At 42.6% G+C, this 20189-nt stretch carries 33 protein-coding genes, 1 tRNA gene and 1 riboswitch; of the genes, 10 read left to right on the top strand and 24 right to left on the bottom strand.

The window, feature by feature from the left end:
- Positions 1 to 20: 20 nt before the first annotated feature.
- From NST56_RS06690 to NST56_RS06595, 20 genes are all read right to left on the bottom strand, one after another.
- Complete coding sequence (locus tag NST56_RS06690) at positions 21 to 635, bottom strand: phosphoadenosine phosphosulfate reductase family protein (protein ID WP_339180868.1); 615 nt, start codon at positions 633 to 635, stop codon at positions 21 to 23.
- Positions 636 to 639: 4 nt separating this feature from the next.
- On the bottom strand, positions 640 to 897 hold the full coding sequence (locus NST56_RS06685; RefSeq protein ID WP_286058079.1) for a hypothetical protein: 258 nt from the start codon (positions 895 to 897) through the stop codon (positions 640 to 642).
- Positions 894 to 1136, bottom strand: coding sequence for a hypothetical protein (locus tag NST56_RS06680; protein ID WP_339180861.1), 243 nt, complete (start codon positions 1134 to 1136; stop codon positions 894 to 896). Before NST56_RS06680 ends, NST56_RS06685 begins: the two co-directional genes overlap by 4 nt.
- Positions 1133 to 1450: a VWA domain-containing protein gene (locus NST56_RS06675; RefSeq protein WP_129093274.1), complete on the bottom strand. Its 318-nt coding sequence runs from the start codon at positions 1448 to 1450 to the stop codon at positions 1133 to 1135. The genes NST56_RS06680 and NST56_RS06675 overlap by 4 nt, the downstream gene beginning before the upstream one ends.
- Positions 1451 to 1481: 31 nt before the next feature.
- Positions 1482 to 1688: an XtrA/YqaO family protein gene (locus tag NST56_RS06670; protein WP_017697395.1), complete on the bottom strand. Its 207-nt coding sequence runs from the start codon at positions 1686 to 1688 to the stop codon at positions 1482 to 1484.
- Positions 1689 to 1769: 81 nt separating this feature from the next.
- The gene (locus NST56_RS06665; RefSeq protein ID WP_017697393.1) at positions 1770 to 1937 is read right to left on the bottom strand and encodes a hypothetical protein; all 168 of its coding nucleotides are present in this window, start codon (positions 1935 to 1937) and stop codon (positions 1770 to 1772) included.
- 119 nt (positions 1938 to 2056) lie between these two features.
- Complete coding sequence (locus NST56_RS06660; protein WP_339180855.1) at positions 2057 to 2515, bottom strand: DUF1064 domain-containing protein; 459 nt, start codon at positions 2513 to 2515, stop codon at positions 2057 to 2059.
- Complete coding sequence (locus NST56_RS06655) at positions 2502 to 2900, bottom strand: YopX family protein (protein WP_339180852.1); 399 nt, start codon at positions 2898 to 2900, stop codon at positions 2502 to 2504. The genes NST56_RS06660 and NST56_RS06655 overlap by 14 nt, the downstream gene beginning before the upstream one ends.
- A gap of 93 nt (positions 2901 to 2993) precedes the next feature.
- Positions 2994 to 3137, bottom strand: a complete 144-nt coding sequence (locus NST56_RS06650; RefSeq protein ID WP_339180849.1) for a hypothetical protein — start codon at positions 3135 to 3137, stop codon at positions 2994 to 2996.
- Positions 3130 to 3981 (bottom strand): ATP-binding protein, encoded by an 852-nt coding sequence (locus NST56_RS06645; protein ID WP_339180847.1) that lies wholly within the window; start codon positions 3979 to 3981, stop codon positions 3130 to 3132. The genes NST56_RS06650 and NST56_RS06645 overlap by 8 nt, the downstream gene beginning before the upstream one ends.
- On the bottom strand, positions 3866 to 4555 hold the full coding sequence (locus tag NST56_RS06640; protein ID WP_339180844.1) for a DnaD domain protein: 690 nt from the start codon (positions 4553 to 4555) through the stop codon (positions 3866 to 3868). Before NST56_RS06640 ends, NST56_RS06645 begins: the two co-directional genes overlap by 116 nt.
- A 164-nt stretch (positions 4556 to 4719) precedes the next feature.
- Positions 4720 to 5562 (bottom strand): recombinase RecT, encoded by an 843-nt coding sequence (locus NST56_RS06635; RefSeq protein WP_033884309.1) that lies wholly within the window; start codon positions 5560 to 5562, stop codon positions 4720 to 4722.
- Between the two features lie 2 nt (positions 5563 to 5564).
- Positions 5565 to 6512, bottom strand: a complete 948-nt coding sequence (locus NST56_RS06630; protein WP_339180840.1) for a YqaJ viral recombinase family protein — start codon at positions 6510 to 6512, stop codon at positions 5565 to 5567.
- On the bottom strand, positions 6512 to 6697 hold the full coding sequence (locus NST56_RS06625; RefSeq protein ID WP_095713587.1) for a hypothetical protein: 186 nt from the start codon (positions 6695 to 6697) through the stop codon (positions 6512 to 6514). Before NST56_RS06625 ends, NST56_RS06630 begins: the two co-directional genes overlap by 1 nt.
- Positions 6698 to 6798: 101 nt before the next feature.
- Positions 6799 to 6996 (bottom strand): hypothetical protein, encoded by a 198-nt coding sequence (locus tag NST56_RS06620; protein ID WP_095713588.1) that lies wholly within the window; start codon positions 6994 to 6996, stop codon positions 6799 to 6801.
- 174 nt (positions 6997 to 7170) lie between these two features.
- Entirely contained in the window at positions 7171 to 7428 is a 258-nt protein-coding gene (locus NST56_RS06615; protein ID WP_095713590.1) for a YqaH family protein, read from the bottom strand.
- Positions 7425 to 7994, bottom strand: coding sequence for a helix-turn-helix transcriptional regulator (locus NST56_RS06610; protein ID WP_061188388.1), 570 nt, complete (start codon positions 7992 to 7994; stop codon positions 7425 to 7427). Before NST56_RS06610 ends, NST56_RS06615 begins: the two co-directional genes overlap by 4 nt.
- A 56-nt stretch (positions 7995 to 8050) precedes the next feature.
- Positions 8051 to 8776 (bottom strand): phage regulatory protein/antirepressor Ant, encoded by a 726-nt coding sequence (locus NST56_RS06605; RefSeq protein WP_339180832.1) that lies wholly within the window; start codon positions 8774 to 8776, stop codon positions 8051 to 8053.
- Between the two features lies 1 nt (position 8777).
- On the bottom strand, positions 8778 to 8969 hold the full coding sequence (locus NST56_RS06600; protein WP_061188386.1) for a helix-turn-helix domain-containing protein: 192 nt from the start codon (positions 8967 to 8969) through the stop codon (positions 8778 to 8780).
- Between the two features lie 11 nt (positions 8970 to 8980).
- Positions 8981 to 9232: a helix-turn-helix transcriptional regulator gene (locus tag NST56_RS06595; protein WP_326223669.1), complete on the bottom strand. Its 252-nt coding sequence runs from the start codon at positions 9230 to 9232 to the stop codon at positions 8981 to 8983.
- Positions 9233 to 9405: 173 nt separating this feature from the next.
- Here NST56_RS06595 and NST56_RS06590 point away from each other — a divergent pair, with 173 nt between their 5' ends.
- The 5 genes from NST56_RS06590 (at position 9406) to NST56_RS06570 (ending at position 13299) form a co-directional block, all read left to right on the top strand.
- Entirely contained in the window at positions 9406 to 9789 is a 384-nt protein-coding gene (locus NST56_RS06590) for a helix-turn-helix transcriptional regulator (RefSeq protein WP_326223668.1), read from the top strand.
- Between the two features lie 300 nt (positions 9790 to 10089).
- Positions 10090 to 10980 carry a thermonuclease family protein gene (locus NST56_RS06585; protein WP_339180823.1) on the top strand — a complete coding sequence of 297 codons (891 nt, stop codon included), beginning with the start codon at positions 10090 to 10092 and terminating at the stop codon, positions 10978 to 10980.
- 16 nt (positions 10981 to 10996) lie between these two features.
- A complete protein-coding gene (locus tag NST56_RS06580; RefSeq protein ID WP_095713597.1) occupies positions 10997 to 11479 on the top strand; it encodes a PH domain-containing protein in 483 nt (160 codons plus the stop codon).
- A gap of 65 nt (positions 11480 to 11544) precedes the next feature.
- Positions 11545 to 12048 carry an ImmA/IrrE family metallo-endopeptidase gene (locus tag NST56_RS06575; RefSeq protein ID WP_095713598.1) on the top strand — a complete coding sequence of 168 codons (504 nt, stop codon included), beginning with the start codon at positions 11545 to 11547 and terminating at the stop codon, positions 12046 to 12048.
- A gap of 21 nt (positions 12049 to 12069) precedes the next feature.
- Positions 12070 to 13299 carry a site-specific integrase gene (locus NST56_RS06570; protein ID WP_339180812.1) on the top strand — a complete coding sequence of 410 codons (1230 nt, stop codon included), beginning with the start codon at positions 12070 to 12072 and terminating at the stop codon, positions 13297 to 13299.
- A 130-nt stretch (positions 13300 to 13429) separates the two neighbouring features.
- Here the strand turns inward: NST56_RS06570 and NST56_RS06565 are convergent.
- Positions 13430 to 13502 (bottom strand) — tRNA-Val (locus NST56_RS06565).
- Between the two features lie 175 nt (positions 13503 to 13677).
- Here NST56_RS06565 and NST56_RS06560 point away from each other — a divergent pair.
- Positions 13678 to 14868: a DUF819 family protein gene (locus NST56_RS06560; RefSeq protein ID WP_339180809.1), complete on the top strand. Its 1191-nt coding sequence runs from the start codon at positions 13678 to 13680 to the stop codon at positions 14866 to 14868.
- Positions 14869 to 14938: 70 nt separating this feature from the next.
- A complete protein-coding gene (locus NST56_RS06555) occupies positions 14939 to 15484 on the top strand; it encodes a GNAT family protein (protein ID WP_339180806.1) in 546 nt (181 codons plus the stop codon).
- Between the two features lie 30 nt (positions 15485 to 15514).
- On the opposite strand, the gene metC is transcribed toward NST56_RS06555, so the two are convergent.
- Positions 15515 to 16687: a cystathionine beta-lyase gene (metC, locus tag NST56_RS06550; protein ID WP_339180803.1), complete on the bottom strand. Its 1173-nt coding sequence runs from the start codon at positions 16685 to 16687 to the stop codon at positions 15515 to 15517.
- Positions 16680 to 17801: a cystathionine gamma-synthase/O-acetylhomoserine thiolyase gene (gene metI, locus NST56_RS06545; RefSeq protein WP_339182108.1), complete on the bottom strand. Its 1122-nt coding sequence runs from the start codon at positions 17799 to 17801 to the stop codon at positions 16680 to 16682. The genes metC and metI overlap by 8 nt, the downstream gene beginning before the upstream one ends.
- A 67-nt stretch (positions 17802 to 17868) precedes the next feature.
- Positions 17869 to 17989: riboswitch (SAM riboswitch) on the bottom strand.
- A gap of 166 nt (positions 17990 to 18155) precedes the next feature.
- Here metI and NST56_RS06540 point away from each other — a divergent pair.
- The 3 genes from NST56_RS06540 to NST56_RS06530 are packed head-to-tail and all read left to right on the top strand — an operon-like array spanning position 18156 to position 19850.
- Positions 18156 to 18878, top strand: coding sequence for an esterase family protein (locus tag NST56_RS06540; RefSeq protein WP_168747444.1), 723 nt, complete (start codon positions 18156 to 18158; stop codon positions 18876 to 18878).
- 28 nt (positions 18879 to 18906) lie between these two features.
- Positions 18907 to 19422 carry a YjcG family protein gene (locus NST56_RS06535; protein ID WP_010333788.1) on the top strand — a complete coding sequence of 172 codons (516 nt, stop codon included), beginning with the start codon at positions 18907 to 18909 and terminating at the stop codon, positions 19420 to 19422.
- Positions 19423 to 19427: 5 nt separating this feature from the next.
- Positions 19428 to 19850, top strand: coding sequence for a GNAT family N-acetyltransferase (locus NST56_RS06530; protein WP_168747443.1), 423 nt, complete (start codon positions 19428 to 19430; stop codon positions 19848 to 19850).
- 71 nt (positions 19851 to 19921) lie between these two features.
- Here the strand turns inward: NST56_RS06530 and NST56_RS06525 are convergent, their stop codons facing one another.
- Positions 19922 to 20176, bottom strand: a complete 255-nt coding sequence (locus tag NST56_RS06525) for a hypothetical protein (RefSeq protein ID WP_010333786.1) — start codon at positions 20174 to 20176, stop codon at positions 19922 to 19924.
- Positions 20177 to 20189: the final 13 nt, after the last annotated feature.

The following is a 20189-nucleotide window of genomic DNA, read 5'->3' as shown; positions in this document are numbered from 1 at the left end:
TTCAGGGCAGCTGTATTCGATCACACACCGCACATCCCTTCACACTCATTCAAAAAGTGATCAATGTCGAGCTGATCCTCATTGAAATTAACTTCCTCCAAAGGCTTTCCAGACTTATGCAGGAAGGCGTTATTTTTGAATCGTGGCAGCTTCCGAATAAGCCGATCTATTTCCACCGCGTCTTTCCATAGATGAACGCCTTCTTTAATGCGCTGCCTCGGCTTGTACCCGAGCAATGAACGGATTTTCCGATTAACAGGCAATATTTTGTATTCATTTGTACACTGCCGGCGGGCGATGCCTATTTCACCTTTTGAATCCCGAGTAAAGAATGGAATACTGGCGAACCGATCACCTGTCTCAGCACCTTGTACTATGTCATCACGGATGTTTCCGTTATCTGTGAAAATGATTTCTCGTCCGTATGTTGCTTTGATGTGTTCGTTTACTTTATTGACCCAGTCATAAACGTGTTGTGGCTCCCAGCCAGTATCAGAGAAAATGATATAGTCTGGAATAACACCATTTATTTCACCTTTCAAAGCCATAAGGAGAAGGGCCGTTGACTGTGTGCCCCCTCCATATGAAAGAACGTGTATATGCTTTTTGCCATCGTCATAATGCTGCTTGATCATTCTGTCATCCCCCTATCCCCGGCAGAACCGCAATTGCAAAGAATAAAACCGCCACAATACCGCCGAGAAGCCAGCCATTTGTCTTATCACGCTTTGCAATGATTGTTTCATCACCGATCATTTTCAGATCGTCTGACTTTGCCACGAGCACCGGTATGTAATCTGGATGCACTTTCAAATATTCCGCCGCCTGCTCAACTGTCATCGCTTCGTCTTTCGTGGATTTGACTGCCCGCTGAAGCTCAACTTGTAAAGGGATCATTTCGTAGCACCTTCCAATGCCAAATTGGCTGTAGTAACTGCAAATTGAAAGTTGCAAGCGTTGATATCATTGCTAGTCGAAGGCTTGAGAGCAGCGATTTTTTCTAATGCTTGTTTGAAACCGTCACTCTCTTTAGTGATCCGCTGAATCTCTTCCTGAGCCTGTTGCGTTTCCTTTTTCAGCCGCTGGACTTCGTCAAATAAATCCACGTTTATTTGTTCCTGTGATAATCCGCTCATTTCACATCCCCCTCCAATTCATTCTGGGCAACTGTTATCGCGAAATTTAGATTGGTAATGATCTTCTCCAATGCTTGTTTGTAGCGCTTCCTATCCCCGCTTAGATGCTGAATGTCCTTTTGAGCCTGCCGGAACTGATGAACCGTTACTTCCTGCTGGCGCTTGTTTTCCTCGATGATTTCCTGCTGTTTTTCTACTGATTGAATTAGAAATTCTTGATCCTCAAGAATAGTGGCCCAATTAACGTCTATTTGCTTTTTATAAAGTGAAGTTGCTATCGAAAATCTATTTTTTATTTCCTGAAATTTATCCATGCCGTTCCTCCCCCGCAGGGGAAAGCCCCTGCTATTTGATTTTGAAACCTATTTCGTGATCGACTCGAGCAAAGCTGCCCTTTGCCGTTTGAATGATTGTTTTGCCATGCTCCGGGGCTTCCAAGACATGTGCGGTGCCCTGGCTCCCGTCTAAAACGATGATCTGTATTTTGCCCGGCTCAATTGCCTGTTCGATTGTTGTATCTTTGCTTAAATTAATTTCTCTTGGGTTGTACATTCTTAGCGCCCCCTGTGCTATGATAGAAGTACCAGTTCATATCAAAGCTCCGGGGCTAACGCTTCGGTGCTTTTTTTATGTTTAATAGTGGTCCGGTTTCCATCCGGCCATCGTGAATGCTGGCGATGGTTTCAGATCCTCCCGGTAAACGATCGGGTGTTTTTTCACGTATTCCGCCAGCTGTTCCGGCGTCATCTTCCATTCTTCAACCGGTCCTGGCTTGTAAGGATTGATGCTTTGCTGTTCCATGGTATCTACCTCCTGAATTGATTTTGGGAATTTCCGTGCCGCCGAGCTTCTTGCAATCAGAACCCATTCGGCTGGCGCATACCTTAAACTGAGAGCAACGTGTCATACAGGCCATGAGCTTATCTTCTTCCTGCACCCACAACGGCCGATCGTCTGCGATTACCATGTTTAACAGTGGACTTTCCTGCCTTTCTTTTGAGTTTTTTCAGCTCGTCCAGCTCGATGAAGCCAAGTGACTTATCAAGAGCCAGCACCTTGAGTGGCGTATCATAAAGCCGCTCATACAGCTTGCGTTTTATAGCAAATTCCTTTGTTTCCACGCCCTTGATGTCAATGATCTCGATGCTGCCGTCCAAGTTATGAACCTCAAAGTCTGCAATATATTCAATCTTCCGAAAAGTTTTGCCGTTCTTTTTAAATGCTTCTTGCAGCAGGAACCGTGGCTGCAGCTTAAAACCTTTGATCTGCTTACTCACCTTGAGCCATTTCAGCTGCTCATAGTATTTGGCTTCGGCCCGGCTATCGAACGTGATGCCGTCCACCTGTGTTTTTCTGGCGCCGTACTTATTTGCTGGCATGCGATGCCTCCAAAAGCTCGGGATTTTGAGAAACGTCGCCGATGACTTCGATATTTCGATGTTTGTTGAAATACTCATGTGCGTTCCAATTTCCAAACATGTAGCAGCCATTAAGATAATTAACCTGTTGCTCAATTAGAATAATTTCATCGTCCCTCTGGTAATGATGCGAACCTTGGACAATATCTCCTTCATAAATCTCCTGGCCGTTCTTATCCTTCAATCCGGTGTATAAATCCCGGCTGATTAATTCATATTCATCTGAGAATACCGGAGACAACTTGGCGGCCGCCCTTTCTTCCAATTGCCCGATGCTGTACCATTTCATTTCAATGTTGCCGCTGCCTTTATGCCTGAATGTGTAACGAATCTTGATAATGTCCATTCTCCTTACCTCCCGTCATTCTCTTCCCATTGCTGAATCTGCTTTTCTTTTGCTGGCGCCGTCAGTATGATGGCCGGCAGCAGGATCATCGCTTTAAGCACTGCGCATCAGCTCCATTTGTCTGATCTTTTCCTCAAGCACCCGGATAGTCGGTGTGAGATCCTTGCCGTCCTTTTGTTCAGCAGGCCCGAACAAATACATTCCTTTGGATCCTATAAAGTTCGTTTTTTCATCCATTTCTCAACCCTGCCAATCTATGATTTAATTGCATTCTGTCGCCCTTGATGATCACGCAATAGTCCGCGCACATTTCATAAATCCGGGTGCCGAGTGCCTCGTCAATATCCACCAGCTCTTCGATGTCCAATTCGCTTGAGATAAGAACCGGTTTATGATTCAGATATCGATAATTGATGACAGAGTATGTCTGCTCCACCTGCCAATCGGTTGCCCGCGGTTTCTTAATCCTGCCTTCTTTGCTGTTTGTGTACACAGGCTTGAACAGATCATCTATGAACAGCACATCAACCTCTTTCATGCGGTTGAGTTTCTCTTCCAGCTTGTCAAAATCGTCCTTCAGATCGTTGAATCCTTCCACGTATGGAAAATACTGAACAGCAATATTTTTCGCTTTAATCAGCTTGTTTGAAATAGCTGTCAGCAAATGCGTTTTCCCTGAGCCAGGCTGCCCCAGTAAAGCAATGCTGTTGTTTCGGGTGCCACGGATGCTGTCAAAATCCTTGTAGTATTCCACCGCAGTTTCGTAAGTGTCTTTCACGACAGCTGGCTTTCCTTCAGTTATAAAATTCTTGAACTTCAACTTCTCAAATTCAGCAGTTATGTCACTAGAATTCATCAGTTTTCGGATGCGCCGGCGCTCTATGCATTTGCACCGGACCCAAACCTCGTGTCCGTCCTTGTTTTCGATATAGCCAAGCTGATCCTTACATTTAGGGCATTCATAATCAGCCTTTTCTTCTGAGCCGTCCAACTCCGCCGAAAATTGGGCTGACTTTTCCTGAAGCTTCTTCAGTATTGCTGCCATTGCCGCGTCCGTACTTTGCGTTTTGTGTTTTTCCATGTTGCCACTCCTTACTTTTGTTCTTGTTTGACTGGAGAATGCGCTGTACGTAGGCAAGATTGCGAGCGTTCCGCGTTACTGCCTCTTTCATTGCATCCAACACCTTGTTTTCGCCGTAATCGTCTATCAAACTATTAAGCTTCTCAGCCATGAACGATGATAGAAGGCCGAACCCCTCGTCTTCAAAAAATGCAAATACGTTACTCTTCATTTTCTTCTCATCCTCCTGCTGCTCTTCTTGTGCTGGTACCGGTTCAGGAACAGGCTTTTCTGATGGTTCCTGCTTCGATACAGGCGTTTCAAAAGAGATCAGCCTGTATTGCCCTGCTTTCCTCCCCTGCGGCTTATATTCAATTCTTTTAAGATCAATCAGCATTTTTCGGTGTTTGATCAACGTATTTTCGGAAATCTCGATCTTTGCCTGCAAAGTGGTATTTGAAGTGGTGAACCACTCCCGCCACCCTGCCTTGTTGTTTATGTTCAAAAGATGAAACCATAATGCTTGAGTTGTAGCAGACAACGGATTCGTTTCTAACCAATTCATGAAGCCGTTCATTTCTTTCAGGTAGTTCATGGCTCACCTACTTCCTTTCACACAGTGCTGTCATTCCGCTGATGCGGACTAAACGTAAGCCAGGTTCATTTGTTCTGAGATAGCCTTCGACGTAAGCACGAAACAGCTGCGCACGATTCGGCGCCCCTTCCGCTAGCCACTTGTAACAGAAGGGGATGCTAACCTTAATCAAATGGGAGGTCATCGTCACTGATGTCTACAGGCTTGCCATCAAAAGGATCGGCATCCTGCGCGCTTGGTTTTTCCTCTGATACTTCTGCGTCAATGATTTCTGGCTCAGACATTTCGTCAGTGATGTCAATGCGCTCTCGTGCCTCATCGTCCTCAATGACAGCCTTCTGCATTTCCACTGACAAGATGCCCCATTTACTCAGAATCGCTTTCAAAACAGTTTTTAATGCCATTGCATCCCAATCGTTTTTCCAGCCGAAGTCCGACTTACTAAATTTCTTTTTATGCTTTTCAACTTGCGCCTTTGTCCAATACACTGTTTTCCGGAAACCGTTTAAAAGTTCGAAGTAAGCAGCGTAACCAATAACCGCATCTGATTCCCGTTTTTCAAAATCAATTTCTATTTCCTCGGTTAATGGGTTCCACTTTTGCAATTCTCCTTCATGGACCGGTATGCAATTGATGAATTTATACTGGCCTGTACGCAAAGCCAGCTGAATGTACCCCTTGTATCCAAGCTGGAATTGGGCACGGCCGCCATACGGAACAATCCAGGCATATCCTAAGTTCTTATCAACTGGCAGATCAAGCGTAGCAGCTACCATAGCCGATGAAATCACGCTCATAGGCTCTGCCTTCTGGAGCATCTTTTCACCGTTGTAAAGGCTCAGAATTGACGCTGTGAATTGGGAAGCCCTTTTCCCTAGAACTTCTTCGAAACGATTCATGACTGCCGGAGAAGAAAGCAGACCTTTCATCGTTGTTCCTTGCTGTTGTGCTGGAGCACTGTTTTGTTTCTTCTGGATATTGCTTTTCAGCGATTGATTTGTAGCCATATTTAGCTAACCTCCTTGATTCCAAAGCGTCTAAATTGAACTTCTTTAGTGACTTTCTCGTATACATCAGGAAACTGCTCTTTGAGTTTCTTTGAGTCAATCCGATTAGTTGAAACTGACTTCCAGCTAGTTTGATAGTTTCCGATGAAGCCGTATTCTGCTTCCTTCATTTCGTGTTTGATCTGGTTTTCTAATTCCTTAGCCTGCAATTGAAGTTCATTGATCTGATCTTTGAGCTGCAAATATTGCTGAATGCGTGTTTTATTAGCTGAAGTGAGATCAACGACTTTACCGCCCTCTGCCTCGGCATAACGTTGCTTGAGATATTCTTCTGCTGCACTCGAACCATCAAGCACAGGGGCCTGTCCGCTCAATACATTTTCATTCCAAAATTCAATCTCAGCTTGAAAGATCATCGCAATGAGCTCGTCATCACGCTCAATCTCTTTCCAAATGAATTTGTTGCCGCCGATTAGGACGGCGAAGTACGCTTTTTTATATTCAGGCCCCAGCACTCCTAGATAATGCTGGACCTGAACAATATAGCTGTCGGGAATCTCGTCATCTTCCCACTCTTTCAAGTTGTATGCCGACGTGGTTTTGCACTCCAAAATGGCTTTTTCACCAACAATCATTCGGTCAACATTCGCCAGTATAAAATCGTGCTTGGGATGCCTGAGCATCGCTTTTCTCCGTCTAACTTTTTTGCCGCTACGAATCTCAAACTCTTTTGCAACAACGTCTTCAAGAAGCGAGCCAAAGTATGCTGCTTCACTGCCTGATTCGCTTACAGGTACCTGACCTGTTTTGTCTAGCCACAATTCAAACGGTGTTTGCCATTTGTTTATGCCTAAAATAACGGAAGCATCAGAACCGCCTATGCCCTTCCGTCGCTCAAGAAGCCATTCGTCCCGACTCATGTCCGCTGTCGAGAAAACCTCTGCTTGCATCAGACCAGCCCCACCTTTCTCTTGTACTCTTCCGCGTCAAGCCGCTGCCATTCCCGGTAATGGTCCATTGAAGGGAATTGGAATTGTGGTTTGCCCTTACTGAACACAATCGAACCACCGACCTGTCTTAAACGTTGCTGATCCTCTGCACGCTCGCTGAATGCCACTTTAACTGCTTTAGCCATGTATAAAACCTCCATTGATTTTTATGAGGCGTTTTGGTATAATTAAGTAATCAATCAATTTCAAAACGCCTTACCGAGTCCACTTGCCAGAGTGGGCTTTTTTATTGCTCATTTTTAAATTTGAAACCAAGCTGTTCCCTCAGATAACGATCGAGGTTCTCTCTCAAGATCACCGCGCCGCAATCGATTACATAATCATCAACTGGTGTTACTTCATCCCCGAAAAAATCCTTTTGTGTTTCTGGCTCAGTCAGTCTGTCGTGCCAATTGTTTAGGATCATTGGGTTCTCGACTTCCATTTTCCTCAGCTCCTTCGTTTGCTTTAGCAAGTTTTGCAAGACTGTCGATTGCATTCTCTAAAGAGTAAAATTCCTTATGAAGAATACTCACGGCACCTTTGATCTCTTCCTCTGAATATTTCGCGTTTTGGGCATGTCGCAAGAAGCTTGCCGCGAGCTCAAATTTTCTGAGATTCATCCAAAACACCTACTTATCACTGCCAAATTGATGCCCCGCTGTTGCATTTTCATAGCTGTTTCATACAATCGACCTTTATTAGCCAGTCGGCTGATATCCTCAGTAAGAACTTTGATACTCCCAGCGAGACTGATTGCCTCTTCATAATCACCATCACGTAAAGCCTCTAACAACATGATTGAAAGCTCTTCGGCTGATTCGATTTTTCTTGCAGCTGACTCTACATCTGCCTTTAAAAATTGATTGGTTTTCATACTAATACCGCCTTTCTTTCTTCTTGTTTTGCCATTGCAACTCGATCCATTAATGCCTTACGTGTCCACCTGTCAGCCAGTTCTTGCATATTCAGTCCATGACTCCGCACTAACGAATAAATCAGTGTTTTATTTGCTGGGATCAGATCGAATATCTGTTTAATATCTCCCATCGGTAAATCATCTGACCTTCCGGGCCGATCATTTGCCAGCCAGCGCGCCAAATGCTTTGTAGCTTGTAATGCCTCTTCGAGCTGATGAATCATATTGATAACTGCGCTACTTGCGCTCTCATTTAACGCTGGGTCAATAGGCGCCGCTGCTGTTGGATGAAGCTTAAATAAGAAATGTACGAGATCGATATGTTCATAAGCCCCGCAAGCTTCAAACCACTTGATACACAATTCAGGTGTTAAAGGAAAAATACCGTTTTCGACATTCGAAACATACGATTGATCTCTTTTCCCGATAACCTTGCCAATTTGGTATTGCGACAATTTCGCCCTTTTGCGTTCCCGCCTGAGAATACTTGGTAAATTGTCCATATTGTATGGATTGTTCGACATAAGTTCGCCCCCTGATATATTTAGTTTTAGATGGTAAAATTTAAGTAATGAAGGAACTAGCTCGCTTGCTGTTTCAGCTTATTGATGATGAAGGCTTGTCCCTTCGGAGTGATGCGCATTGTCAGCCAGGACTTTGGCGTGCCGTTTACATCTCGCACCCCCTGTGCGATTTCAAAGTAACCACGCTCGATATATTCCTGGTATGGCTCATTTCTGTTGGCCATGATCATCTTCCATTCGCGCAGCTTCTGAAAGAGCCGTTTCTCACCGATAACAATGCCGTTTTTACATGCAAGCTTTTCCAGTTCACGAACAAGCATTGATCTTTCTGATGCCATACAACTCTGTGCAAAGTTGACTAATGGTTCTTGAATCTTCAATGTTTGTTCAAGTTGCTGCCGTTCTTCCTGCTCGCTGATCCATCGCTTTGCTCGGCTGACTGGATCTTCGATCATGTAGGACGGCTGAGTCATTTTTTGCAACTCTGCTTCCATGCGGTTAAATTCCGCAATGTATTTTTCTTTGAATATCGCTGCCTTTGCGCCTGTATAACCAAAAACTAAAAATGTGAGTCCATCACGTTTGATTAGATATTTTTTATAAGTGCGGTTTTTATTGTCCTGGTACTCAACCTCCGCAAAATTGTGGAGATTAAATTCTTTACTAGAATCAAGGTTTCTGATGTCACGCAAAACCGTGTCATGACGTTTTCCGAAGACTTCTGCGACAGTAAGACTATCTGTTACAACTTGGTTGCCTTCAATAAAAACGAGTTGATTCACTCTATAGTGCCTCCTTCATATTTGCTTGTTCCTGCGCTTCGATCCAAGCATCTATATTGTGCTTAGTGAAGAAAATACGTGTGCGCACTCGGAAGTGAGGAATTTCTTTTTCACGAACCATTGTGTAAATCGTGTCGTGGTGAACACCGAGGTATTCAGCAGCTTCCTGCACGGTCATTGTGTTGCGAGTCATTTCGTAACCTCCTATGCTGTATATGTTCTTTGCAACGAATCGTCGCATTCAATTTCAAAAAAAAGATCGGGAAATAGTTCTTTTTCACTTACGTTGAAGTACTTAGACATTTTGACCATTAATTTTACTGTTGGATTTCTTTCACCAGTTTCTAAAGCACTTAAATATTGTCTCGATATTTTCAGATCATCAGCGACTATCTGTTGTGAACCTATTGATTTTCTAATGTTTGAAAGGAGTTTTCTTTCGTTAACGTTTTCCAAACTTCTCACCTCACTTTTGCCACAATTAGTAACAACTCAACTAAAGTATAATGCTACACTTTGTGGCTGTCAATATCCTTTTGCAACTTTTTGTGGCAATTGTTTATTTTGCTACATAATGTGTCTTATAATTGTGATTGGATCAAAATGTCACAAGAAAGTTGGAGTTAATTATGTTAAGTGACCGTTTAGTCGAACTACGAAAAAGTAAAAAGCTTACACAGCAGGGCTTAGCAGATAAATTGAAGATTACACGTTCATCTTTGTCTCAGTATGAAATCGGAAATAGACAGCCTGATTATGAAACATTAAAAAAGATAGCCGACTTCTTTGAAGTAACAACCGATTATTTATTGGGTTACTCTAATACAAAGCCTGTGGTCAAAGAAGAAAAGACTCCTTACAATGTTACAGATGATCCTGACCTTCAAATTGCCTTTAAAGAAGCAGCGGACTTTTCTGAGGAAGCCCGTAGACAAACTATAGATTTTATCAACTACCTAAAAGAGAAGGAAAAAGCAAAAGGACGTAAAATTCCAAATTCATCTGATAAGTAAACAGAAGCAAAAAATAATTACATAACAAATGCTTTATCTTTATTTATTATTATTGTTTTGTTTAGTTTAATTAATGCTGAACATTTCGCCTCAAAATTTGAGGTGAACTATTCAGTTGAAACCATTTCAACCTCAAATTTTGAGGTATTCTTTGAGGTTATTTTTACTTTCAACCGCAATTTTTGAGGTTAACTATTAAGGGTTTGATAACCAAAAAACAGATAAAAAAAGTAAAATGACCCTTAATTTGGTCGATACAGAGAAAGAGAATGCACTTCATTATAAAAGGGGAAATTACAATTGAAAAAATGGTTGCTAGGTGTAGGAGTTTTAACATTAAGCCTTTCACTGACTGCTTGCGGCTCCACAACAACTTCTGAAAAAAACACAGAGTCATCACAACAGACAGTTGAAAAACAATCAAATGAGACGAGCAAATCTAATTCGAATTCAGCCAAAAGCACAGAAAATAAAAAGAATTTAGTTGACGTTACTCTAGAAAAGTCAATCGATGGAGACACAATTAAGGTTAAATTTAAAGGGAAATCTGAAACAGTTCGTTACCTGTTGGTTGATACGCCAGAAACAAAAAAACCTAATTCATGTGTTCAGCCTTATGGAGAGGATGCCTCTAAGAGGAACAAAGAGTTAGTTAGCAATGGCAAACTACAATTAGAGTTTGATAAAGGTGACCAAAGAGACAAATATGGAAGAATGCTTGCTTACGTTTATGTAGACGGTAAATCAGTACAAGAAACATTATTAAAAGAAGGTCTAGCAAGAGTAGCCTATGTGTACGAACCAAACACAAAATACATAGATCAATTTGAAAAAGACGAACAGCAAGCAAAAACAGAGAAATTATCCATTTGGAGTAAAAATGGATACGTGACTGATAAAGGATTTAATGGATGTGTTAAACAAAAAACAACCGCTGTAAAAAAAGATACTACTTCTAAACAATCTACATCACAGCCATCAACTTCAAAAGATTCAACTGCTAGTTCGGCAGAAACTGTTAACGATACAGCTGATGTTCCAGCTTCTTCTGCTACTTCGTCAGGTGGATCAGAGAGCTTTGCGAACTGCACTGAACTAAGAAAAAAATATCCTAATGGTGTTCCGAGTTCACATCCAGCATACCAATCGAAAATGGATCGTGATCATGATAACTATGCTTGTGAGCGATGAATAGAGGAGATTAGTGATGGCACAAAAATTTCAAAAACTAAACTATAAGTATGGAATCATAGACTATCCAATATTTCTTAAAGAGCTTGAATCTATCATTCAAGAATTCCCTAAATCAGAAAGAAAGTTTTACGAATATGCAATTAAAGCTTTAAAAAAAGAAGTTGGTAAAAAGGAAAAGATTCTACATATAACTTCTGCCGATCCGAAGTTGACTAAATTTGGTTTTATGGTTATCACTGAAAAGAAACTTTTATTTGTCATTATGAAAGGCGGTATTTTCGGTGGTGCCGATACTGAAGTTGTTGAATTTAAAAGTATCAAAGAAGTTGACTTTGACATTGCCCCAAATCCATTGGGAATGGCTACAATGCAATTGGGAATTCTCCATTTGAAAATCAAAGGTAAGCTTGGAATGAGTAGCAAGCGCACCATTAGAAATATTGATGAACATTCTCTTGATAGAATAGTATCTATTCTAAGAGACCAAATAAAATAAGCCCGGTTTGGGCTTTTCTTTCACACCAAAAACAGAACATACATTCCCATACGGCGGTGTTTATTATGGCAATCCAGTTATCACATCTAGAAGAAGAAGTAAAAAAGATTTATACAAAATTAAATATGCTTACTCCCGAGGATATAGATCTTGAACGCATTGCCGCTGCTTTTAAGATATGGATTCATTATGAGAAAGCTAATAGCAGCATGTTTTGTATCAATGGGCTTTATAGCATGGTTTTGGATATTAGTGCTTCACCACAAGAGCAATGGCAAGACTTCGTTCACGAACTCGCCCACGTACTGAAGCATGCCGGAAACCAATTTAATATGAACAGAATGTTTAGAGAGCTTCAAGAATATCAAGCCAATAGTTTCATGTATCACTTTTGTGTACCGACATTCATGCTCGAAAAGATTTCGTTGCCGTGCATGCAATCGGAGGCTATAAAGTTAATTGGGGATACCTTTAACGTCACATACCCTTTCGCAGCTAAACGGCTTGAAATGTACAAAAGAAAACAGTTTTCTATTCTCTGGCATCAAAAGCTCTATCAAGCAAATTAATTTAGACAAGGAGGTAGCCACATGGCTAGTATTGAAAGACGCAGTGAAAAATCTTTTAGATTAATAGTCGAAAATGGTTATGACGCAAACGGTAAAAGAGATAGAAAAAAGAAATCGATCCGTATCGAAGATCCAAAAATATTAAAGTCTAAACGGAAATTACAGGAGTATCTCGAAGATCAGCTGCACCGTTTCAGAATTGAAGTAGAGGCCGGCGAGTATATTGCTCCTGAAAAAGCTACCTTTGAATCATTTGCGGAGAAATGGGTTGAAAAGAAACTCTTTAATAAAAATGGAAAACCTTACTCTTATACAACATCTGTTAAGTATTCAAATCACTTAAACAATCACATCCTCCCAGCATTAGGTCATAAAAAAATAGACAAAATAAAAAGTCTTCATATTGTTGATTTTATTGATGATTTATCTAAAGATGGAGCTAGAAAAGATGGGAAGCCTGGCGGATTAGGAGATCAAACAATCAAAGATATATTTAAAATTCTGCAAGCATTGTTTAAAACCGCAACAGAGGAATGGAAATTGATAAAAGATGATCCTATGGAAGGATTGAGTTCACCTGAAGCTGAGAATAAGGAAATGAAATTTCTTGAATCGGAAGAAGCAGCTGAATGTATTAAAGTGTTGTATGAAATAGATATTAAATGGCGCTTATATTATCTTGCAGCCTTGATCGGGGGGCTTCGTAGAGGAGAAGCTCTTGCTTGTGAGTGGCACTTGGATGTAGATTGGGACAAAGGTGGAATATACGTAAATAGATCAATTTCTAAAACAATTAACGGAGAGCCTCACGTCAAAAGCCCAAAGTCAAAAAGTTCTCAACGATTCGTTAAAATGCCTGATTTTTATATGGAAGAGTTGGCAAAATATTATCGCATATGGAAAAAGGAAAAATTGTTACTTGGCGATGCCTGGGAAGGCGGAGAACATCAATATGTATTTCACAGTGGGAAAGGAAAACCTTACTACTATACAACCCCTACCGCAAAATGGACTAAAATAAAAAAGAAGTACGGCCTAAAAGATGTTCGTCTTCATGACTTGCGGCATACTATGGTGGCTCTCCTTATGGAAGCTGGCGAAAGTCTCAGTGCTATTCAAAGAAGAGCTGGACATGCCAGTGCTCGAACAACTAGTGATATTTATGGTCATGTTACCGAGAAACTCGAAAATAGCACAGTAAAACACTTTAACCAGTTCGATCCTAGAAACCTAGCACAAAGACAGAGTTGATTTTGAATTCCCCTTCAAAATCAACTCAAAAAAATAATTTCGTCCCCAATTCGTCCCCAACTCGATTAATGATGACAAAATCAATAAATAAGCAAAGTAAAAAACCCTTGCTACGCAAGGGTTTAAGCTATGATTCCGACTGGGCTCGAACCAGCGACCTCTACCCTGTCAAGGTAGCGCTCTCCCAGCTGAGCTACGGAATCATGATATGTATGTGTTGCTGGGTATGTTGTTGTCTTTCTGACAAGTTCTATTATATTACCTTCCCTTCTATTCGTCAACTGCTTTTTCAGAAAAACTTTTTTTGTCCGGACTTGCTGTTCTTTCCTCAGGCCTTTATAATATGTCTTAATTTTCTAATAATTGAGGTGATGAGTTTTGCATTCTTTGATTTCTTCTGATGATGTTTGGGTGCTGTGGGGGTTTATTGCGGTGTGGGCAGCGGTGAGCATCGGGCTGGAGCAGCGCTTTAAGTGGGCGTCCGCTGTGTCTGGCGCTATCATCGCGCTTTTAGGTGCTATGGTGTTTACAAATATCGGAGTGCTTCCTGTTGAATCGCCTGTATATGATACTGTGTGGTCTTATGTGGTGCCGCTTGCGATTCCTCTGTTGCTGTTTCAGATCAATGTGCGGCAGATATTTAAGGAAAGCAGGCGTTTGCTGTTTATTTTTCTTATAAGTACCTTAGGGACAGTGTTTGGCAGCATCGCCGCTTTTTTTCTATTAAAACAGCATATTCCCTATCTAGACAAGATCGGCGGAATGATCAGTGCCTCTTATATCGGCGGAGGGATTAATTTTGCGGCGATGGCTGCAAAATTTGAGACACCGGGCGAATATGTGTCGGCAACGGTTGTGGCAGATAACTTTATGATGGCGCTGTTGTTTTTTATTTTAATCAGCATTCCCGCACTCAAATGGTTTCGCCGGCATTATGCGATGCCGTTTGAAGATAAGGCAAAAGCAGAAGGAAACAGTGATAACAGCGCGGAAAGCTATTGGAAGCGGAGGGACATTTCATTAAAGGATATTGCCTTTAATGCCGGAGCTGCTTTTGCCCTTGTTGCGGTAAGTGTTAAGATTTCCGGCTATTTCAAAATTACGTTTTCCCATCCTCTTTTGACCGGGACGCTTGGCGATCAGTACCTTGTGTTGACGTCTCTATCTGTTCTCATCATCTTTTTGTTCCCTCGTTTTTTTGAAGGGCTCAATGGATCTCAGGAACTTGGCACCTACTTGATTTATTTGTTTTTTGTGGTAATTGGTATTCCTGCAGATCTCCGATTAATCATTACAAATGCGCCTCTTATTCTCTTATTTGTCTTTATCATTGCCATCAGCAATTTAGCGGTTTCCTTAGCTGTCGGTAAATTGTTCCGCGTGCGCCTTGAGGAAATTCTGCTTGCCGTAAACGCCACAGTCGGCGGCCCTACGACAGCTGCTGCGATGGCGATTGCCAAAGGGTGGCGAGAGCTTGTTGCGCCAATTATGCTGGTCGGCACACTCGGCTACTTGATCGGCAATTATGTTGGCACCTTTATGGGAAATTGGTTTTCTTCCTTTTTGTAAAGGATTTCTATACTTTCCTTAGAATATTATGTAAAAGAAATTGCTGACGAGAGAACGGAGAGATTACTGTATGTTAAAAGGACATACTATTTATATAAGACCTTTAGAAACAGAAGATGCTGAAGAGAATCTTCGGCTGCAAAGCGAAAACCGGGAATTTTTTGAACAGTTCTCCATGATTCGCGCAGACGATTACTATACGATTGAAGGACAGAGAAAAAGGATCGAACAATATCAGCAAAGGCTGGAGAATGACCAAGAGTATCACTTCGGCATCTTCACAGACACAGACCATACATTAATCGGGACGGTTTCCCTTTTTCAAATGATCCGCGGAGCGCTGCAATGCGCGTTTATTGGATACTTTTTAGACAAAGCACATAACGGAAAGGGCCTGATGACTGAGGCGGTCAGATTGGTTGTTGATTATGCGTTCCACGAGTTAAAACTTCATCGCATTGAAGCCGGTGTCATGCCTCGCAATCTGGGGTCCATGCGCGTATTAGAAAAAGCGGGATTTCATAAAGAGGGCATTGCCCGAAAAAACGTGAGAATCAACGGAAAATGGGAGGATCATCAAGTACTGGCGATTCTCAATCCTGATGATGAAAAATAAAAAGAAGCCGGGCTATCGCCGGCTTCTTTTTTAACGGACCGCCACTGGCGCGATTTCTTTCAGCGCTTGTTCAAAATCGCGCTCTAAATCATCTGCATGTTCAACTCCCACACTGAGACGGAGCAAGCCGTCAGTAATGCCTCGTTTTTCGCGTTCTTCCTTAGGCATTGCCGCATGAGACATCGTTGCCGGATAGGACAAAATCGATTCCACGGCGCCAAGGCTCACAGCAAAGACCGGCAGCGACACGTTCTCTACTAATTTCCGAACAGCTTCCTTGCTTTCTAGCTCAAAGGAAAGCACAGCACCCGCTCCCGACGACTGGCCTTTATGAGTTTCAGCGCCCGGATGATCAGACAGCCCCGGGTAATACACGCGTTTCACCGCCGGATGCTTCTGGAAAAATTCCGCAAGCCGCTGCGCTGTTTGGCTCGCTTTTTCTAAACGGACCTGTAATGTTTTTAAGCCGCGCAGCACGAGCCAGCAATCTTGCACACCAAGGACGGCGCCGAACGAGTTTTGCAGCTTATATAGCTGCTTCCCAAGCTCTTCATCCTTGACAGCAGCGAGGCCTGACAGCACATCGCTGTGTCCGCTCAGGAATTTTGTTGCACTATGAAGCACAATATCCACGCCGAGATCAAGCGGACGCTGCAATGCCGGTGTCATAAATGTATTATCCAGAAAGGTCAGACAGCCGTTTTCTTTTGCAAGCTGGACAACCGCTTTAATATCAGTAATCCCAAGTGTCGGATTTGACGGTGTCTCCATGTAAATGACCTTTGTGTTTGGCTGGATACTCCGCGCCACTTCGTTGATATCTGTCATATCAACAAACGTGTGCTCAATGCCAAAACGGGTCAAAACCTCTGTCACCATGCGGAAGGTTCCGCCGTATACATCTTCTGTCACAAGAACGTGATCGCCCTGTGAGAGAAGTAAAAATGCTGTTGAGATCGCAGCCATGCCTGAACTGAAAGCAAATCCTCTCGTTCCGCCTTCCAGTGCGGCAATTGTTTCTTCGAGTGCTGTTCTTGTTGGCGTGCCTGAGCGGCTGTAATCATATGCGCCAAACGCTTCAAATGAAGATTGGTGGAAGGTCGAGGCGTGCTGGATCGGTACACTGACCGCCCCGGTTGCGCCGTCTGCTTTAAATGGATTGTGCACGAGCTGGGTCTCCAGCGTCCAATTATGATTACTCATATGAAACAGCTCCCTCTTTGACCTGACATAACGCCTGTTTTAGGTCCTCTTTTAAATCTTCGGCATGCTCAATTCCGACCGAGAAGCGCAGCAAACGGTTGCAGACGCCGTTTGCGATGCGGATCTCTTCAGGAATGTCCATGTGTGTCTGTGTGGCAGGATATGTAATAAAGCTCTCCACCCCGCCGAGGCTTTCTGCAAAGCAAATCGTTTTCAGTGCTTTTAAAAATGGATTCACCCATTCTTCTTTTTGCAGACGGAAGGACAGCATGCCTCCTTTTCCCGGGTAAAGCACATCCTTGATTTCTTCTTGCTTCTCTAAAAAGGCCGCTAGCTCCTGAGCGTTCGCCTGATGCTGGCGCATTCTGAGACTGAGCGTCTTCATTCCTCTCATCAGAAGCCATGAATCGAACGGAGGCAGCACGGCGCCGATGGCGTTTTGATGCTGAAACATTTCTTCTCCAAGCTGTTCATCCTTGACAACGACAAGACCCGCAAGCAGATCGTTATGCCCGCCTAAATATTTGGTTGCGCTGTGAATGACAATGTCGGCTCCAAGCTCAAGCGGACGCTGCAATACCGGTGTATAAAATGTGTTGTCAACAATCACCAAAAGATCGTGCTCTTTTGAAATCCGAGCGATTTTTTCAATGTCCGCCTCCTGCATCAGCGGATTTGTCGGTGTTTCCACAAACACTGCTTTTGTATTTGGTGTAATTTTGGAGCGTAAACAGTCCTCATCATTGAAATCATCATAATAAAAGGTCAAGCCGTATTTTTTCCATTCATTTTCAAACAGACGGTACGTGCCGCCATACAAGTCTGATGAAACGATCAGTTCATCCCCGCTTTTAAACAGCGCCATAATCGTTTGAATTGCTGCCATTCCCGAACTGAAGGCAAGCCCTCTCGCTCCATTTTCTAAACTGGCTATCGCGTCCTCAACAAGCTGGCGTGTCGGGTTTTTTGTCCGAACATAATCAAATCCGGTTGATTCACCGACCCCTCTGTGGCGGTATGCTGTTGATAAATAAATAGGGGGACTCACTGTTCCTGTTACTTCATCGCTTCGGTTTCCGATTTGGGCTAATTTCGTTTCAACGTGCTGTGACATATAGCTGACACCTTCCCTTTTCATAATAAAAACCCCTTCTTCATAAGAAGAAGGGGTTTAACGCTTCTTCTTATCTTCCAAGCATAATAAACGCTTGCTGGATTTAGCACCTTGGCGCTTTGCATATGCAAAGCAAGCCGGTTGCTGAGGTTTCTAAGGGCCAGTCCCTCCACCTCTCACGATAAGAAATATCGGTTTCAATTTTCTGATTGTTTTATATTAGCGCAATTTGCAGTTTATTTCAATACTTTTTTCTTCGAGTTCCGAACGGTTTAAAGAGAGAAATTTCTAATAATTCATGGTACAATAATTTCAAATGCAAGAAAGTCTAGTGATGTCCTGGAGGAATGTATTATGGCACCGAAAAACGGCACAGTTCAAGAAAAGAAGCTCTTTTCAAAAGAGCTTAACGAGGAAATGACAGTACTCGTTTATCTGCCGTCAAACTACTCCCCTCTTTATAAATATCATCTTATTATCGCGCAGGACGGCCACGATTATTTCAGGCTGGGGAGAATCGGCAGACAAGTGGAGGAATTGCTGTCTAAAAGAGAAATAGACCGAAGCATTATTATCGGTGTTCCTTACAAGGATGTAAAAGAACGCAGAAAAACCTATCATCCGGAAGGTTCTAAGTTTTCGGCATATAAACGATTTATTGCCCACGAGCTAGTTCCTTTTGCGGACCATGAATTTCCGACGTACCAAGTCGGCTACGGGCGGACACTGATCGGTGATTCTCTCGGAGCGACCGTTTCTCTTATGACAGCGCTTGATTATCCAAATATGTTTGGGAACATCATCATGCAGTCTCCCTATGTTGATCAACATGTATTAGATGCCGTGAGACAGTCAGACGACATCAAACACCTCTCTCTTTACCACCAAATCGGAACAAAAGAAACAGATGTCCATACGACAGACGGCAATATTTTGGACTTCACAGAACCGAATCAGGAGCTGAAAATGCTCTTGGAGGAGAAGCTTTCCGATTATTATTTTGAGCCATTTGATGGAGACCACAAGTGGACATACTGGCAGCCGCTCATTACGCCGGCTCTGAAAAAAATGCTCTAACATACTTTATTTTCAGGAGGGACATACTATGAAATACGGAATCGTTTTATTTCCATCAAAAAAACTGCAAGATCTCGCGAACTCTTACAGAAAGCGCTATGATCCGAGCTATTCCCTGATCCCGCCTCATTTGACGCTGAGATCTTCATTTGAATTTACAGAAGAGGAAGCCGGTGAATTGGTATCACAATTGAGAGAAATCGCTAAAGAATCTCATCCGATTGTTCTCAAAATGACCAAATACAGTTCTTTTGCACCTGTCAATAATGTCATTTACATTAAAGCTGAGCCGACAGAAGAATTAAAAACACTGAATGAAAAACTTTACACCGGTGTATTAGCTGGTAATCAGGAATACAATTTTGTTCCGCATGTGACGGTCGGCCAAAACCTTTCCGACGATGAGCATTCTGATGTATTAGGGCAGTTAAAAATGCAGGAAGTATCTCATGAAGAAATCGTTGACCGTTTTCATCTCTTGTATCAATTGGAAAACGGTTCATGGACGGTGTATGAAACGTTCCTGTTAGGCGGAGGAGAATAAACGATTTGGAAGCTGTTATCGCAAAAAATGAAGAACAAATGAAAGATGCATTTTATGTAAGAAAAGAAGTCTTTGTCAAAGAACAAAACGTACCAGCTGAAGAAGAAATTGATGAGCTTGAAAACGAATCAGAGCATATTGTGGTGTATGACGGAGATCAGCCGGTCGGCGCCGGAAGATGGCGGCTAAAGAACGGATACGGCAAATTAGAGCGAATTTGTGTCTTAAAAAGCCACCGCTCAGCCGGTGTCGGCGGCATCATTATGAAAGCGCTGGAAAAAGCGGCAGCAGACGGCGGTGCTTCCGGTTTTATGTTAAATGCGCAAACACAAGCAGTGCCATTTTACATAAAACATGGCTATCGGGTGCTGTCTGAAGAGGAATTTCTCGATGCCGGCATTCCCCATTTGCAAATGATTAAGGATTAAACACCATCCGGGTCTTCAGAGATCCGGATTTTTTTGCATATAAAAAACCGCTCTCTCATGTGAACGGTTTTTTATACATATCGATTAATAGATGTGCCTATCCCTTTTTCTCGCAATCTTTTATAAAGAGAGCGCTTACGTTTTGCCTCATTTACTTTTCTTTCAGCGGCTGTCTGAATCTCCTGCTGTTTTTCAAGTTCCTTGTACATCCGCTGAAACGGGACGTATCTGACCTTCTCAGTTCCGGCATAATCCTGTTTATGGCCTATTGTGCGATTGGCATATTGAGCGTATTGCTGGTTCTGAATCTGACCTGCATATATCATTCGATACCCACCC

This window comes from Bacillus sp. FSL R5-0560, from assembly GCF_037966305.1.
Taxonomy (GTDB): domain Bacteria; phylum Bacillota; class Bacilli; order Bacillales; family Bacillaceae; genus Bacillus; species Bacillus mojavensis.
Note: the sequence above shows the minus strand (reverse complement) of the source record. Positions and strands in the feature narration are given on the sequence as shown.

Bases quoted from the DNA above. Each gene is read 5' to 3' on its own strand.
- NST56_RS06640 (WP_339180844.1), bottom strand. From the start codon at position 4,555: ATGAACTACCTGAAAGAAATGAACGGCTTCATGAATTGGTTAGAAACG.
- NST56_RS06665 (WP_017697393.1), bottom strand. From the start codon at position 1,937: ATGGAACAGCAAAGCATCAATCCTTACAAGCCAGGACCGGTTGAAGAA.
- metC (WP_339180803.1), bottom strand. From the start codon at position 16,687: ATGAGTAATCATAATTGGACGCTGGAGACCCAGCTCGTGCACAATCCA.
- NST56_RS06525 (WP_010333786.1), bottom strand. From the start codon at position 20,176: ATGATATATGCAGGTCAGATTCAGAACCAGCAATACGCTCAATATGCC.
- NST56_RS06650 (WP_339180849.1), bottom strand. From the start codon at position 3,137: ATGGATGAAAAAACGAACTTTATAGGATCCAAAGGAATGTATTTGTTC.
- NST56_RS06630 (WP_339180840.1), bottom strand. From the start codon at position 6,512: ATGCAAGCAGAGGTTTTCTCGACAGCGGACATGAGTCGGGACGAATGG.
- NST56_RS06615 (WP_095713590.1), bottom strand. From the start codon at position 7,428: ATGAAAACCAATCAATTTTTAAAGGCAGATGTAGAGTCAGCTGCAAGA.
- NST56_RS06540 (WP_168747444.1), top strand. From the start codon at position 18,156: ATGGCACCGAAAAACGGCACAGTTCAAGAAAAGAAGCTCTTTTCAAAA.
- NST56_RS06635 (WP_033884309.1), bottom strand. From the start codon at position 5,562: ATGGCTACAAATCAATCGCTGAAAAGCAATATCCAGAAGAAACAAAAC.
- NST56_RS06655 (WP_339180852.1), bottom strand. From the start codon at position 2,900: ATGGACATTATCAAGATTCGTTACACATTCAGGCATAAAGGCAGCGGC.
- NST56_RS06570 (WP_339180812.1), top strand. From the start codon at position 12,070: ATGGCTAGTATTGAAAGACGCAGTGAAAAATCTTTTAGATTAATAGTC.
- NST56_RS06675 (WP_129093274.1), bottom strand. From the start codon at position 1,450: ATGGATAAATTTCAGGAAATAAAAAATAGATTTTCGATAGCAACTTCA.
- NST56_RS06620 (WP_095713588.1), bottom strand. From the start codon at position 6,996: ATGGAAGTCGAGAACCCAATGATCCTAAACAATTGGCACGACAGACTG.
- NST56_RS06575 (WP_095713598.1), top strand. From the start codon at position 11,545: ATGGCAATCCAGTTATCACATCTAGAAGAAGAAGTAAAAAAGATTTAT.
- NST56_RS06660 (WP_339180855.1), bottom strand. From the start codon at position 2,515: ATGCCAGCAAATAAGTACGGCGCCAGAAAAACACAGGTGGACGGCATC.
- NST56_RS06535 (WP_010333788.1), top strand. From the start codon at position 18,907: ATGAAATACGGAATCGTTTTATTTCCATCAAAAAAACTGCAAGATCTC.
- NST56_RS06685 (WP_286058079.1), bottom strand. From the start codon at position 897: ATGATCCCTTTACAAGTTGAGCTTCAGCGGGCAGTCAAATCCACGAAA.
- NST56_RS06645 (WP_339180847.1), bottom strand. From the start codon at position 3,981: ATGGAAAAACACAAAACGCAAAGTACGGACGCGGCAATGGCAGCAATA.
- NST56_RS06590 (WP_326223668.1), top strand. From the start codon at position 9,406: ATGTTAAGTGACCGTTTAGTCGAACTACGAAAAAGTAAAAAGCTTACA.
- NST56_RS06625 (WP_095713587.1), bottom strand. From the start codon at position 6,697: ATGGCTAAAGCAGTTAAAGTGGCATTCAGCGAGCGTGCAGAGGATCAG.
- NST56_RS06580 (WP_095713597.1), top strand. From the start codon at position 10,997: ATGGCACAAAAATTTCAAAAACTAAACTATAAGTATGGAATCATAGAC.
- metI (WP_339182108.1), bottom strand. From the start codon at position 17,801: ATGTCACAGCACGTTGAAACGAAATTAGCCCAAATCGGAAACCGAAGC.
- NST56_RS06690 (WP_339180868.1), bottom strand. From the start codon at position 635: ATGATCAAGCAGCATTATGACGATGGCAAAAAGCATATACACGTTCTT.
- NST56_RS06600 (WP_061188386.1), bottom strand. From the start codon at position 8,969: ATGACTCGCAACACAATGACCGTGCAGGAAGCTGCTGAATACCTCGGT.
- NST56_RS06680 (WP_339180861.1), bottom strand. From the start codon at position 1,136: ATGAGCGGATTATCACAGGAACAAATAAACGTGGATTTATTTGACGAA.
- NST56_RS06555 (WP_339180806.1), top strand. From the start codon at position 14,939: ATGTTAAAAGGACATACTATTTATATAAGACCTTTAGAAACAGAAGAT.
- NST56_RS06670 (WP_017697395.1), bottom strand. From the start codon at position 1,688: ATGTACAACCCAAGAGAAATTAATTTAAGCAAAGATACAACAATCGAA.
- NST56_RS06610 (WP_061188388.1), bottom strand. From the start codon at position 7,994: ATGTCGAACAATCCATACAATATGGACAATTTACCAAGTATTCTCAGG.